We start from the raw sequence: 12,358 nt of genomic DNA on the forward strand, positions 1-12,358 counted from the left end.
GTGTCGCTACTCGCGAAGTTCGGCCATGTGGTCGATGCGCCGCTGGACGAGGTCGGCGGTGCCGATGTCGTGGCGGGCGCGGAGTCCGTCGTCGCCGGCTCGCTGGAGGGCGCGCTCGGCGACGGCTTCGGCGTCGGCAATCGTCTCGCCCGTCCCGACGACCGCGAACGAGCGAGAGGTGGTAGTGTAGATGCCGTCCTCGCGGGCGTCGACGCTCGCGTAAAAGAGGAGCGCGTCGCCCGCGCTGTCGGCGTCAATCGTCACGAGCGCGCCGGCCTCGGGGTCGGTCGGGTAACCCGCCGGCACGGCGTACTTACAGACGGTCGCGCGCTCCCCAAACTGCAGTTCGGGGAGGGTATCGCCGTCGCGGGCCGCGGTCAACACGTCGAGGAACGATGTTTCCAGCACTGGGAGCGTGTTCATCGCCTCGGGGTCGCCAAAGCGAGCGTTGAACTCCACGATTTTCGGTCCCTCGTCGGTCAGCATGAACTGGCCGTACAACACGCCCTTGTACTCCGGGAGCGCGTCGACGACCGATTCGATGATGTCGCCGGCCGCCTCGTAGTCGCTTCCGTTCATGAACGGGAGCGTCCGGGTCGGGGCGGTGTAGCTACCCATGCCGCCGGTGTTCGGTCCTTCGTCGCCCTCGTAGGCGCGCTTGTGGTCCTGCACGGCCGGAGTGAGCCGCACGTCGCCGTTCGCGACGAACGCCTGGACGGTGAACTCCTCGCCAACGAGTCGCTCCTCGAGGACGATGCGGTCATAGTCGCTGTCGCGGAGATACTGCTTGGCCTCGGGCTTCGTCACTTGATCGCCGGTGACGCGCACGCCCTTCCCGCCGGTGAGTCCGGCCGGCTTGACCGCGAGGTCACCGTCGTAGCCGTCGATGTAGTCGCAGGCCTCCTCGGTCGATTCGAAGACGGCGTAGTCGGGGTTGCCGGCGATATCGTGCTCGTCAAGGAAGGTCCGCTGGAAGCTCTTGTCCGTCTCGATGCGGGCCTCGGCCTGCCGTGGCGCGAACGCGTAGACGCCGGCGTCGTCGAGCGCGTTGGCGACCCCAGCGGCGAGGGGCGTCTCCGGACCGACGACGGCGAGCGTAGCGTCCACCGACTCGGCGTACGCGACGACCGCCTCGGGGTCCGTCTCGTCCAGCGTCTCCAGTTCGGCGGCGAGCGATTCGATGCCAGGATTCCGGTTCGAGGCGCAGGCGAACAGCGTCGCGTCGCTCGCCGCGACGGCGCGCGCAATCGCGTGTTCACGGCCACCACCACCGACCAACAGCACCCGTTCGGTGTTCTCCATACCGGGTGAGGGTATGCAGACGAGTGTAAACGTTGTCCTCTCTGTTCGCCGGAGTATGCACCACCGTGTGGGTCCGTCGGCGTGGCGACCATTCTTGCCCGTGGCCTCCCAACGCAGGAGCATGTCAGACGTCCCCGACGCGCTCCGACGGAACCGACTCGACGAGGAGGCGTCTCCGTATCTCCAACAGCACGCTGACAACCCCGTGCACTGGCAGCCGTGGGACGAGACCGCACTCGAGACCGCCCGCGAACTCGACCGCCCCATCTTCCTCTCGATCGGCTACTCGTCGTGTCACTGGTGTCACGTCATGGCAGAAGAGAGCTTCTCCGACCCGAACGTCGCCGAGACGGTCAACGAGGCGTTCGTTCCCATCAAGGTCGACCGCGAGGAGCGGCCCGACCTCGACTCGCTGTACATCACCGTCTGCCAGTTAGTGCGTGGCCACGCCGGCTGGCCACTCACCGTCTTCTGTACGCCCGACGGCAAGCCGTTCTTCGTCGGCACCTACTTCCCGAAGGACGCGAGCCAGCGACAGCCGGGGTTCCGGCAGTTGGTTCAGGACGTGGCCGACGCGTGGGCCGACCCCGAACAGCGCGCCGAGAGCGAGGAACGCGCCGAGCAGTGGACCGCCGCCGCCCGCGGGGAACTCGAAGACGTGCCCGACGCACCTGGAGAGCTGTCTGACGGCCTTCTCACCGACGCTGCCGACCACGCCGTCGGACAGGCGGACCGCGAGTACGGCGGCTTCGGTCGGGGACAGAAGTTCCCGAACCCCGCTCGCGTCGAACTACTCCTGCGCGCCTCGACCCGCGGCCGTGACGAGGCCGGGACCGTCGCCCGCGAGACGCTTGACGCGATGGCGAGCGGTGGCCTGTACGACCACGTCGGTGGCGGCTTCCACCGCTACTGTACCGACCGCGAGTGGGTAGTCCCGCACTTCGAGAAGATGCTCTACGACCAAGCCGGGCTGGTGTTGACCTTCCTCGCCGGGAGTCAGCGGTTCGACAGCGACCGCTACGCCAGCGTCGCGCGCGAAACGCTCGAGTTCCTCGACCGCGACCTCCGGCACGACGCCGGGGGCTTCTTTTCCACCCTCGATGCGCGCTCCGAGCACGACGGCGAGCAGGTTGAGGGGGCCTACTACGTCTGGACGCCCGAACGCGTCGACGCGGCGATCGACGACGAGACCGACGCCGACCTCTTTGCCGCCCGCTACGGCATCGGCAAGGGGGGAAACTTCCCGGAGGGTGCCGAACCGGACTGGACGGTGCTGACCGAGACCACCTCGATTGGTGACCTCGCCGCATCCTTCGACCTCTCCGAAGTGGAAATCGAGGACCGGCTGGCTCGCGCCCGCAAACAGGCCCGCCACGCCCGCGGTGACCGCCCGGCTCCGGCCCGCGACGAGAAGGTGCTCGCCGGCTGGAACGGACTCGCTATCCACGCTTTCGCCGAGGCCGGTCTCGTGCTCGATGACTCGTACGCCGACACTGCCGTCGAGGCGCTCGATTTCGTGCGCGAACGACTGTGGGACGGCGACCGACTCACCCGCCGCTGGAAGGACGGCGACGCTGCCGGCGACGGCTACCTCGAAGACTACGCCTTCCTCGCGCGCGGCGCGCTCGCGACCTACGAGGCGACCGCCGACGTGCGCTATCTGGATTTCGCCTGCTCGCTGGCCGACGCGCTCGTCGCCGAGTTCTACGACGAGGACGCGGAGACGCTCTACTTCACGCCCGAAGGCGGCGAGTCCCTCATCGCTCGCCCGCAGGCGTTGGACGATAGCTCGACACCCTCCAGTACGGGCGTCGCGGTCGACGTGCTCGACGCGCTCGCGCAGTTCCGTCCCGACAGCCAGTTCGGGACCGTCGCGCGCCGGGTCGCAGAGACCCACGCCGAAACCGTCGATGCGACGCCGCTCAACCACGCCGCCCTCGCGCTCGCGACCGACGCGCTCGCGACCGGTCGGTACGAACTCACGGTCGCCGCCGATTCGCTTCCGACAAGGTGGCGCGGGACCCTCGCGGATCGGTATCTCCCCCTGCGACTGCTCTCGGTTCGCCCGCCGACCGAGGACGGGCTACAGGCGTGGCTGGACACGATCGGTCTCGATAGCGCCCCGCCGATATGGGCCGGCCGCGAGGCGCGCGACGGTGAGCCGACGGTCTACGCCTGCCGGAACCGCGCCTGCTCGCCGCCGACGCATGACCTCGCCGAAGCCCTCGACTGGTCGCCGTAAGAAGGCGACCGCTACTTCGGGACGCGCGCGAGCCACGCGTTCGGGTCGTCGAGTTCCTCGTCGCTCGGGAGGTACTCCGGTGACTCCCAGACCCGGCTCGCGCCGTGGACTCCGCGGTCGTCGGCGACGGCGTCGAAGAAGGCCTTACCGCGCTCGTACTGCTCCCGTTTCATCCCCAGTCCGAGGAGCTTGCGGACGAGCTTGCCGACCGGGGTGGAGCCGCCGCGTCGCTCGTCTAACTTCCGGCGGAGGTCGTCGTACTCATCGTCGAAGGCGCGGTCCATCACGAGTTCGGCGTACCCCTCGACGGCGGTCATGGCGACGTTCACCTCGGCCAGCGCCTCGCGTTCGAGCCGGCCGTCCGACAGCGATCCGATGCCGTCGAGCATCGCGTCTTCGAGATACCCCGAGAGCCACGGCGCGGCTCCGAACTCGGCGGCGTGGGTCACCTCGTGGAAGGCGATCCAGCGGCGGAACCGGTCGCGGTCCACGGCAAGCAGGTCGGCCACCTTCTCGATGTTCGGGTGGACGAAGTAGAGCGCGTGCGGCTCGTCGGCGAGCAAGAGCGGGTCGTACTGCCCGAGGACGTTGTTCCCGAGGAAGGCCAACATCCCGCCGGTCGTCGCGGTGTTGAGCGAGCGGGCGAATCCGGGCGCGGGACCGCCGGCGAACTCTTCGACGACCGGCTCCATCACCCGTCGGAACGTTGGGGTGTTCGCGTCGATCCAGTGGTGGCGGTTTTGCACCTCAATGGTGTCGGGCACGTCGAACTCCACTTCGGCGACCTCGCGGATGCGCGAGCGGGCCGCGCGCACGTCCTCGGCGTAGCCGGCTTGCTCCGACTCCGTGAGCGACAGCTCGCCGGGGTCGATGGCGGCTTTCGCAACCTCGCCGGCGGCGTCCCAGTCGATGGGAGCGTCGCCCTCGCTTTCCGTCACCGCGCGGACGGCTCGAAACAGTGTCATACAAATCGTACCGGCGGCGCGCGCATAGGCCTTCCCCCGGCCGCTACCGTACCTTCGCGAGCACGACAGAAACCCCGATAGCGAGGAGCACACCGGCTCCGGCGGCGAGTCCGGCGATAACCGCCGTGGCGTCCGTGCTCGCCGCGAGTGCTGCCCCCATCGCTCCGCCGATCGCAGCGCCGGCGGGACCACGACGCCCGACGATGGCTTCGAGTGACTCCTCGTCGCTCGCCTCGGTCATGCGACAGCGGACGGTGGTCAAGAACAAAGAGGTTGTTACGGAATCGCAGACGCGAGGAGACGAGTATTGGGCTACTCGGCGAGTAGCGACTGTTCCTGTTCGGGGTCGAGCCAGTCCCCGGCCCACTCCTCGATGGCCTCGAACACGGGACCGAGCGACTCACCTTTGTCCGTCAGCGAGTAGTAGGTCGCGACGGGGGCGTCCTCTTCGAGCCGCCGGTTCACGAAGCCCATCTCGCCGAGGTCGTCGAGCACGCGCGAGAGCGTGCGCGAGGACGCGCTCGTCGACCGCTTGAGTTCGTTGAATCGCTTTTCGCCCTCCTGTAGGTCGTGGAGGACGATGAGCCGCCACTGTGACCCGATCTGCTCGAGCGAGTCGATGACGACACACGCCTCCTCGCTGTAGCGCTCTTGTGATGACATCGTTGTTACCTACTATCCACTGTGTCCGCGAGCGTATAAGTAGTTACGGCCCACTATCAGGTAACATGGCGAAAGCACCGATTCAGGGACTCCACCACGTGACGAGCATGGCGAGTGACCCGGACGAGACGGTCCGGTTCCTCCGGGACGTACTCAGCCTTCGACTCGTCAAGCAGACGGTGAACTTCGACGACGTGACGACGTATCACCTCTACTTCGGCAACGAGACGGGCGAGCCGGGAACGGCGCTCACGATATTCCCGTTCGGCGAGGGCCAGTCCGGCACGGTCGGCGCTGGACAGGTCGAGACGACCGCGTTCCACGTTCCGACCGGCAGTCTCGACTACTGGGCCGACCGGCTCGACAGCCACGACGTCGACCGGGACGAGGTCACCGACCGGTTCGGCGGGCAGGTGCTCGGCTTCCGTGACGGCGACGGGCTCCGCTACGAGCTCGTCGCGAGCGACGCGTCGAGTGTCGAGCCGTGGGCTGGGAGCGACGTGCCCACAGAGCACGCAATTTGCGGCTTCCACTCGGTCACACTCGCGCTCGTGGACACGGCCGAGACGGCAGGGTTACTCCAGTTCATGGGGTACGAGCAGACGGCCGAGGAGGGTGCGTACACCCGGTTCGAGACCGAGGGCGACCGGGCGACGATTGTCGACCTCCACGAGACGAGCGACCGCGGCCAGCCCGGACTCGGTACGGTCCACCACGTCGCCTTCCGCGTCCCCGACGACGACGGGCAGTTCGCGTGGCGGGAGGCGCTCTCCGAGGAGGGGTACGGCGTCACCGAGCAGAAGGACCGCCAGTACTTCCGGTCGATCTACTTCCGCGAGCGTGGCGGAATCCTGTTCGAGTTCGCGACCGACGGGCCGGGATTCACCGCCGACGAGTCCGTCGACGAGTTGGGCGAGACACTGAAGCTCCCCGAATGGCTGGAGGGCGACCGCGAGCGAATCGAGTCGTCGCTGCCCGAACTAACCGCGACGCCCGCGGAGGTGCGATAATGGTCCACGAGAACGAGCCGGCCCGCGCCGGCGCGGACCCCGGGGACGCCGAGGTCGGCGTCATCCTGACGCACGGCCGCGGCGCGACGGCGCGCTCCATCCTCGCGATGGCACAGGAGTTCCCGCGTGAAGACGCAGCCTACGCCGCGCCACAGGCGACGAACAACACGTGGTATCCCCACTCGTTCCTCGAACCGGTCGAGAAGAACGAGCCGGGCCGCACCGACGGGCTGGCCGCCATCGACCGTCTCGTCTCCGAGTTCGTCGAGGCCGGTATCCCGCGCGAGCGCATCCTCCTCGTTGGCTTCTCACAGGGAGGCTGTCTCACCACCGAGTACGCCGCACGGAACCCGGCGGAGTACGGCGGTGTCGCCGCGCTCTCGGGCGGTCTCATCGGTGACGACCTCGGCGGCTACGAGGGAGACATGGAGAACACAGAGGTGTTCCTCGGCTGTTCCGACGTAGACCCACACATCCCAGTCGAGCGCGTCAACGACACGGAAGAAATCTTCGAGTCGCTGAACGCCACGGTGGAAAAGCGGCTCTACGAGGGGATGGGCCACGGCGTCAACGAAGACGAGCTCGACTACCTGCGCGAGACGGTCACGGACCTCTAATCCCGCCGGCGGTTCGCGAGGACGGCCAGCACCGCGAGAAAGAGCAGGCCGACGAGCGCGGCGAGCCACGCGCCACTGCTCGACTCCTCGCTGTCGTCGCGGTCGGCGTCACTCGTCGTGACTTCTGGTGCTCCGCCGCCGGTCGATACGGTCACGTCGCCGAAATCGAGTCTGAGGAAGGTGAAATCTGCCATACCGATGCGTCGACGCGGGGGTACGTAACGATTCTGGCCGGGCGGAGTCAGTACACACTTCAGGACGGCCCCCACAGCCACACGGTATGGAACAAGCACACAGAGAGTTCCTCGACTCGCTGCTCGAAACCGCGACACCGACCGGCTTCGAGACGGCCGGTCAGCGGGTCTTCCTCGATTACGTCGAGCCGTACGCCGACGAAGTCCGCACGGACACCTACGGCAACGCCGTCGCCGTCCACGAGGGCGACCCCGACGTGGACACCTCGGTCGCGCTCGCCGGCCACGGCGATGAAATCGGGCTGATGGTCCGTGACGTGACCGACGACGGCTTCCTCAAGCTGACCCGCATCGGCGGTTCGGACAGGACTGTCACGCAGGGGCAGTACGTCCTCGTCCACGGGCGTGACGGTCCCGTCTCCGGGGTCGTCGGCCAGACCGCCATCCACCTGCGCGAGGGCGACGACGAGACGCCCGAAATCTCGGAGATGCACGTCGACATCGGTGCCGACGACGAGGCAGAAGCGACCGACCTCGTCGAGACCGGCGACCCGATTACCTTCGATACGCGGATTCGCGACCTCCAAGGGTCGCTCGTCGCCGCGCGAGGGATGGACAATCGCACCGGCGTTTGGGCCGCGGCCGAAGGGTTCCGGCGCGCCGTCGAGACCGACGCCGACGCGACGGTGTATGCTGTCTCGACCGTTCAAGAAGAAATCGGCCGCAAGGGAGCGGAGATGATCGCCTACGACCTCGACCCCGACGTGGTGCTCGCGGCCGACGTGGGCCACGCGACCGACTCGCCGAACGCCCCGAACAAGGGCGCGAGTCTCGAACTCGGCTCCGGGCCGGGTATCGGTCGCGGCGCGGCGAACCACCCGGTCGTCGCCGATGCCGTCCGTGCCGTGGCCGACGACGAGGACATCGACGTGCAGCTAACAGCGTCCGGTCTCGACACTGGCACCGACGCCGAGAGCTTCTCTACCGCACGCGGCGGTCAGGCCGCGCTCAACGTCTCGATTCCGAACCGATACATGCACACGCCGGTGGAGGTCATCGACACCGACGACCTCGACGAGATGGGCGAACTGATGGGTCGGTTCGCTGCGAGCGCCGAGGAGTTCGCGCCCTTCGCGGTCGACATCTAGCCAGCCGGCGAGGACCGCCCCCTCACTGACCGCCGGGACAGCAAGTCCGTCCGGTCGCAGTACACCATCGCAAAGAACAGGAGGGCGACGGAGTCGAGACAGGTGCTGAACACGTACGCCGTCAGATCGAACAACTGCTTGAGCGCGGGAGCGGCGGCGACCATCTCGCCCAACACCGCACCCGTCCCGATCGTGTGGGCGGTCGCGTAGAGGAGATAACTCCGCGTCTGTGGTTTACTATCTGCAAAGCGCGTCGTTGAAGCAGGAAGCCCCACCCTCAAGCGCGAGCCGTCAGGCGAGCGGTAGGGTGGGGTAGTTCACAGGCGGTCCCAACGGGACCGGTCCCCTGCTCGCTAGTGCAGGCGCGTCTCGGTGTGTTTAAGCGTGGGCGTCTACCCGTTAGGGTATGGCCGACCGACCGCTTGACGTACTGGAGGCGACGCTCGGTGAGGAAGTGACGGTGACGCTGAAAGGCGGAGAGACGTTCGACGGTGAACTCACCGGGTACGACCAGCACATGAACCTCGTTCTCGACGGCGAGAACACAACGATTATCCGCGGCGACAACGTTGTCTCGATTCAACCATGACCGGCGCAGGTACCCCATCTCAAGGAAAGAAGAACAAGACGACACACGTGAAGTGCCGCCGCTGTGGCGAGAAGTCCTACCACTCCCGCAAGAAGATCTGTTCGTCCTGTGGCTTCGGCAACTCCGCCAGCCGCCGCTCGTACGAGTGGCAGGGCAAGACGGGCGACAACTGAATCGCTCCTCCTCTCGCCGCGCTTGACTCGCATACCAATGGGACTCCTCGACACTGGACCGTCTCGCGCCGGCGTCTTCTTTTTAGCCGGCGTGCTCGTCTCGACTGCCTTCGGAATCTCCATCGGCGAGCCGCAACTCGGTGTCACGACCGGACTGGCCGCCGGTCTCGCGCTCGCGGTCTTCGGCTGGCTGTTCGTCCGGCCCGCCTGACAACGCTGAAGTCGCCACGGCGTCGATAACCGGTCATGCAGGAGACGCGCGCGCTGATTCTCGACCGACTCGCCGCCGGTCCGGTGTCTGGGCCGACGCTCGCCGCCGACCTCGATATCTCGCGGGCCGCCGTCTGGAACCACGTCGAGACGCTCCGCGACGACGGGTTCGAGATTCGCGACACCGACGACGGGTACACCCTCGCTGGGGTTCCCGAGTTCGGCGGCGCGGCGACGGCGTTCGAACTCGACTCCGAGTTCGCCGTCGAGTTCCACGACGAACTCGCCTCGACGAACGCGACGGCCCGAGAACGAGCGAACGAGGGGGCCGAGGACGTGGTCGTCGTCGCCGAAACGCAGACCGGCGGTCGCGGCCGGCTCGACCGCGAGTGGTCCTCGCCCGACGGGGGCATCTACGCGTCGCTCGTCGTCCGGCCCGACGTGCCGCCGGCACACGCGCCGGTGTACACTCTCGCTGCGGCCGTCGCCGTGGCCGACGCCGCCCGAGAGACAGGGGTCGAGGCAGACATCAAGTGGCCCAACGACGTGCAGGTCGACGGGAAGAAACTCGCGGGCATCCTCACGGAGATGGAAGGCGAAGCCGACCGCGTCTCGTGGCTCGTCGTCGGTGTCGGCGCGAACGCCAACGTCGACGCCGCCGACCTCCCGCGCGGGACGAGCATCGAGACCGAGACCGGTCCCATCACACGGCGAGCGTTCCTCGCGAGCATCGTCGACCGCTTTGCCGACTTAACCGACGACGTGGGGTCCATCGTCCCGGCGTGGCGCGAGCACGCGAGCACGCTCGGCCAGCAGGTACGCGTCGAGACGCCGCGCGAGACCATCGAGGGCGAAGCCATCGACATCGAGTTTCCCGGCACGCTCCTCGTGGAGACCGACGACGGCGTGCGGCGGGTGACCGCCGGCGACTGCGAACACCTCAGGCCGCGGGAGTAACTACAGAATCACGTCACGCACCTCGTGCACGCCGGCCCGTCGCACGACCGCACGGACGGGGTCGCGCGCGCCGGCGAGGTTGTGACTGTCACCGTCGAGCAGTTGGAGCTTCGCGGGGCGACCCGCTTCGATGAGACCGTACTCCTTGCCGGCGATTTCTGCGCCGTTGTGCGTCGCCATCCGGAGAATCTGCGGGGCTGGAAGCTCGGCGTGTTTCGCCGTGAACTCCATCTCGCGGAACATGCTCGGGGAGTTGAGCATGACGTTGTCCGTACCGAGCGCGAGCGTCGTCGTCTCGGCCAACGTCTCGAAGTCCGGCAGTCCGACCTCAGTGACGAGATTCGACCGCGGACAACAGATGATCGGAATCTCCGCCTCGGCCACTCGTTCCCGCTGGTCGGGAGTCGTGTACACCATGTGAACGAGGTAGTCGGGGTCGTAATCGAGGGCGGCGTCCACGTCGTGGCTGTCGCGCTCGCCCGCGTGGATGCCAAACAGCTTGCCTGCCTCGCGGGTCGCCCGGCGCTCGGGCCCGAACTCGTTGTCCCGTGCGCCGCTGGCTCCGAAGCCGTCGCCCGCCTCCATCGCGGCGATTTCCTCGCGACCGAAGACGACTGGCTCGACGGGGCTGTCACGGGCCGCGTCGTGGAGTCGGTCCACGCCCTCCGCGCCGCCTTCGCGAAACTCGAGGAACGATGCCGTCCCCGATTCGCGCATGAACGCGATGGTGCGACCCATCGCCTCGACCATCTCCTCGCGGGGCGTCTCACGCAGGAGTCGGTGCTTAAGCCCGTCCGGCGGCGCGACCAGCTCATCGAGCGAGAGACCTCGGCCCGCCTCCTTCGCGATGGAGTCGCCGATGTGTGTGTGTGCGTTCACGAACGCCGGGAGAATCCAGTCGTCGCTCTCGACTTCGTCCTCTTCGACGCTCGCGATAGTCCCGTCCTCGACGACGACGCGCCCCTGGACCGGCTCGAACTCTGGCCCGCGGAAGACGAGCCCTTCGTGGATTCCCGTCATGCGCCGTACTCGTCGAGCGTCTGGTGGATTCCCTGTCGCACGTCGACCACGAGCGCGTCGAGGTCGAGCCCGAGCACGTCCTCCGTAGCGACGCCGACCGCGTCGGTCTCGTCTGCTGGGGCGTACACGCCGAGTCGCCACTGCTCGCGCTGGACGGTCTGGAGTGCGCCGACGAGCGTCGACTGCGTGCCAAGCTCCCGCACCTCGCCGTTGACGACGACCTGCGTGCTCGACTCCTTCATGCTCGGCTCGCCGGGCACGTCGAGAATCACGTCGTCGGGCGAGACGCCGGCCCGGGCGGCGATGTCACGCTCCCACGCCTGCCGCTGGTCGAAGTCGGCGGTGATGTACTCGTCGGGAACGTCGGCGTACTCCGCCCAGACGGCGCGCTTGAACAGGTCGCGCTCGTCGAGCCGTCGGGCGTACTCGCTTGTGGCCGGCTCCTCGCGCAGTGCGACCATCAGCTCGTAGTCGTCCCAGCGGCGGAACGTCTCGACCGGTACCTCGGAGACGAGTTCGTCGGCCGCCCGACGGAGCATCGCCTTCGAGATGCGGGCGACGTGGTGGGAGTAGACGGTCGGGTTCATCAGGGCGCGTGCCAACAGCAGCGACTCGGCCGACTGGACGTTCCCCTCCGCGAGGACGAGTTCGCCGCCCACGAGTCGGAGCTCGCGCACGAGCCGACCGTGGTCGATGGTCCCGTACGGAACGCCGGTGTGGTGGGCGTCGCGGACGAGATAATCCATCCGGTCCACGTCGAGCTCCCCGGAGACGAGCTGGCCGAGTTCGCCGTCGCCGGCGATGAGGTCGGCCACGCGGTCGGGGTCGATGTCGTGGTCGACGAGGACGCGCTCGACCGGACTGCCGCGGATGAGGTCGTGTACGTCGTCGTGTGACTTGCCGGCCTCGCGTTCGAGCACGTCCTCGGTGTTGTGCGAGAAGGGGGTGTGGCCGATGTCGTGGAGCAGGGCGGCCGCGCGGACGCGCTCGGCCTGTGGTCCCTCGATGCCGAGGTGGCCGAGCGCCTCGTTCGCGAGGTGGTAGACGCCGAGGGAGTGCTCGAAGCGAGTGTGGTTTGCGCTGGGGTAGACGAACGAAGCGGTTCCCAGCTGCGTGATACGGCGGAGCCGCTGGAGGGCGGGCGTATCGAGGAGGGCTTCGGCGACTCCCTCGACGGCGATGTGGTCGTGGACAGAGTCCTTGATCGTGCTCATCGGACTCCCTCCGTGTCGGTCGCGCTCATTGGTCGCGGCTTCGGTCGGCTTCGG

The 12,358-nt window shown here is 67.7% G+C and carries 16 protein-coding genes; 8 read left to right on the plus strand and 8 right to left on the minus strand.

Annotated features, from left to right (window positions below):
• Positions 1–6: 6 nt before the first annotated feature.
• A complete protein-coding gene (purD, locus tag DMP03_RS03925; protein WP_152119398.1) occupies positions 7–1,302 on the minus strand; it encodes a phosphoribosylamine--glycine ligase in 1,296 nt (431 codons plus the stop codon).
• A 121-nt stretch (positions 1,303–1,423) separates the two neighbouring features.
• Here purD and DMP03_RS03930 point away from each other — a divergent pair, with 121 nt between their 5' ends.
• Positions 1,424–3,544, plus strand: a complete 2,121-nt coding sequence (locus DMP03_RS03930) for a thioredoxin domain-containing protein (RefSeq protein WP_152119399.1) — start codon at positions 1,424–1,426, stop codon at positions 3,542–3,544.
• 11 nt (positions 3,545–3,555) lie between these two features.
• On the opposite strand, the gene DMP03_RS03935 is transcribed toward DMP03_RS03930, so the two are convergent.
• From DMP03_RS03935 to DMP03_RS03945, 3 genes are all read right to left on the minus strand, one after another.
• Positions 3,556–4,509 (minus strand): zinc-dependent metalloprotease, encoded by a 954-nt coding sequence (locus DMP03_RS03935; protein ID WP_152119400.1) that lies wholly within the window; start codon positions 4,507–4,509, stop codon positions 3,556–3,558.
• Positions 4,510–4,552: 43 nt separating this feature from the next.
• Complete coding sequence (locus tag DMP03_RS03940; protein ID WP_152119401.1) at positions 4,553–4,750, minus strand: hypothetical protein; 198 nt, start codon at positions 4,748–4,750, stop codon at positions 4,553–4,555.
• A gap of 71 nt (positions 4,751–4,821) precedes the next feature.
• On the minus strand, positions 4,822–5,172 hold the full coding sequence (locus DMP03_RS03945; protein ID WP_152119402.1) for a winged helix-turn-helix transcriptional regulator: 351 nt from the start codon (positions 5,170–5,172) through the stop codon (positions 4,822–4,824).
• Between the two features lie 65 nt (positions 5,173–5,237).
• Between DMP03_RS03945 and DMP03_RS03950 the strand changes: the two genes are divergently transcribed.
• Complete coding sequence (locus DMP03_RS03950; RefSeq protein ID WP_152119403.1) at positions 5,238–6,182, plus strand: ring-cleaving dioxygenase; 945 nt, start codon at positions 5,238–5,240, stop codon at positions 6,180–6,182.
• Positions 6,182–6,799: an alpha/beta hydrolase gene (locus DMP03_RS03955; protein WP_152119404.1), complete on the plus strand. Its 618-nt coding sequence runs from the start codon at positions 6,182–6,184 to the stop codon at positions 6,797–6,799. Before DMP03_RS03950 ends, DMP03_RS03955 begins: the two co-directional genes overlap by 1 nt.
• Here the strand turns inward: DMP03_RS03955 and DMP03_RS03960 are convergent.
• Complete coding sequence (locus tag DMP03_RS03960; protein ID WP_152119405.1) at positions 6,796–6,993, minus strand: hypothetical protein; 198 nt, start codon at positions 6,991–6,993, stop codon at positions 6,796–6,798. The genes DMP03_RS03955 and DMP03_RS03960 overlap by 4 nt on opposite strands.
• Positions 6,994–7,079: 86 nt before the next feature.
• On the opposite strand from DMP03_RS03960, the gene DMP03_RS03965 reads away from it, so the two are divergent.
• Positions 7,080–8,141, plus strand: coding sequence for a M20/M25/M40 family metallo-hydrolase (locus DMP03_RS03965; RefSeq protein WP_152119406.1), 1,062 nt, complete (start codon positions 7,080–7,082; stop codon positions 8,139–8,141).
• Here the strand turns inward: DMP03_RS03965 and DMP03_RS03970 are convergent.
• Entirely contained in the window at positions 8,138–8,416 is a 279-nt protein-coding gene (locus DMP03_RS03970; protein WP_152119407.1) for a hypothetical protein, read from the minus strand. The genes DMP03_RS03965 and DMP03_RS03970 overlap by 4 nt on opposite strands.
• Positions 8,417–8,547: 131 nt before the next feature.
• Here DMP03_RS03970 and DMP03_RS03975 point away from each other — a divergent pair, with 131 nt between their 5' ends.
• From DMP03_RS03975 to DMP03_RS03985, 4 genes are read left to right on the plus strand one after another with little or no spacing between them, the layout of a single operon-like run.
• Positions 8,548–8,730 (plus strand): LSM domain-containing protein, encoded by a 183-nt coding sequence (locus DMP03_RS03975; RefSeq protein ID WP_075936597.1) that lies wholly within the window; start codon positions 8,548–8,550, stop codon positions 8,728–8,730.
• Entirely contained in the window at positions 8,727–8,903 is a 177-nt protein-coding gene (locus tag DMP03_RS03980; protein WP_152119408.1) for a 50S ribosomal protein L37e, read from the plus strand. The genes DMP03_RS03975 and DMP03_RS03980 overlap by 4 nt, the downstream gene beginning before the upstream one ends.
• Positions 8,904–8,940: 37 nt before the next feature.
• Positions 8,941–9,114 carry a hypothetical protein gene (locus DMP03_RS14205; RefSeq protein ID WP_172967061.1) on the plus strand — a complete coding sequence of 58 codons (174 nt, stop codon included), beginning with the start codon at positions 8,941–8,943 and terminating at the stop codon, positions 9,112–9,114.
• Positions 9,115–9,149: 35 nt separating this feature from the next.
• A complete protein-coding gene (locus tag DMP03_RS03985; protein ID WP_152119409.1) occupies positions 9,150–10,070 on the plus strand; it encodes a biotin--[acetyl-CoA-carboxylase] ligase in 921 nt (306 codons plus the stop codon).
• Here the strand turns inward: DMP03_RS03985 and DMP03_RS03990 are convergent, their stop codons facing one another.
• On the minus strand, positions 10,071–11,090 hold the full coding sequence (locus tag DMP03_RS03990) for an amidohydrolase family protein (protein ID WP_152119410.1): 1,020 nt from the start codon (positions 11,088–11,090) through the stop codon (positions 10,071–10,073). It lies immediately after the preceding gene.
• Complete coding sequence (locus DMP03_RS03995) at positions 11,087–12,304, minus strand: HD domain-containing protein (protein ID WP_152119411.1); 1,218 nt, start codon at positions 12,302–12,304, stop codon at positions 11,087–11,089. The genes DMP03_RS03990 and DMP03_RS03995 overlap by 4 nt, the downstream gene beginning before the upstream one ends.
• Between the last annotated feature and the right edge of the window lie 54 nt (positions 12,305–12,358).

The sequence above is a fragment of the Halosegnis rubeus genome (assembly GCF_009184545.1).
Lineage (GTDB): Archaea > Halobacteriota > Halobacteria > Halobacteriales > Haloarculaceae > Halosegnis > Halosegnis rubeus.

Coding starts and splice junctions, on each gene's coding strand:
- DMP03_RS03930 (WP_152119399.1), top strand. CDS start 1,424: ATGTCAGACGTCCCCGACGCGCTCCGACGGAACCGACTCGACGAGGAG.
- purD (WP_152119398.1), bottom strand. CDS start 1,302: ATGGAGAACACCGAACGGGTGCTGTTGGTCGGTGGTGGTGGCCGTGAA.
- DMP03_RS03980 (WP_152119408.1), top strand. CDS start 8,727: ATGACCGGCGCAGGTACCCCATCTCAAGGAAAGAAGAACAAGACGACA.
- DMP03_RS03950 (WP_152119403.1), top strand. CDS start 5,238: ATGGCGAAAGCACCGATTCAGGGACTCCACCACGTGACGAGCATGGCG.
- DMP03_RS03965 (WP_152119406.1), top strand. CDS start 7,080: ATGGAACAAGCACACAGAGAGTTCCTCGACTCGCTGCTCGAAACCGCG.
- DMP03_RS03995 (WP_152119411.1), bottom strand. CDS start 12,304: ATGAGCACGATCAAGGACTCTGTCCACGACCACATCGCCGTCGAGGGA.
- DMP03_RS03960 (WP_152119405.1), bottom strand. CDS start 6,993: ATGGCAGATTTCACCTTCCTCAGACTCGATTTCGGCGACGTGACCGTA.
- DMP03_RS03990 (WP_152119410.1), bottom strand. CDS start 11,090: ATGACGGGAATCCACGAAGGGCTCGTCTTCCGCGGGCCAGAGTTCGAG.
- DMP03_RS03940 (WP_152119401.1), bottom strand. CDS start 4,750: ATGACCGAGGCGAGCGACGAGGAGTCACTCGAAGCCATCGTCGGGCGT.
- DMP03_RS03955 (WP_152119404.1), top strand. CDS start 6,182: ATGGTCCACGAGAACGAGCCGGCCCGCGCCGGCGCGGACCCCGGGGAC.
- DMP03_RS03935 (WP_152119400.1), bottom strand. CDS start 4,509: ATGACACTGTTTCGAGCCGTCCGCGCGGTGACGGAAAGCGAGGGCGAC.
- DMP03_RS03985 (WP_152119409.1), top strand. CDS start 9,150: ATGCAGGAGACGCGCGCGCTGATTCTCGACCGACTCGCCGCCGGTCCG.
- DMP03_RS03975 (WP_075936597.1), top strand. CDS start 8,548: ATGGCCGACCGACCGCTTGACGTACTGGAGGCGACGCTCGGTGAGGAA.
- DMP03_RS03945 (WP_152119402.1), bottom strand. CDS start 5,172: ATGTCATCACAAGAGCGCTACAGCGAGGAGGCGTGTGTCGTCATCGAC.
- DMP03_RS14205 (WP_172967061.1), top strand. CDS start 8,941: ATGGGACTCCTCGACACTGGACCGTCTCGCGCCGGCGTCTTCTTTTTA.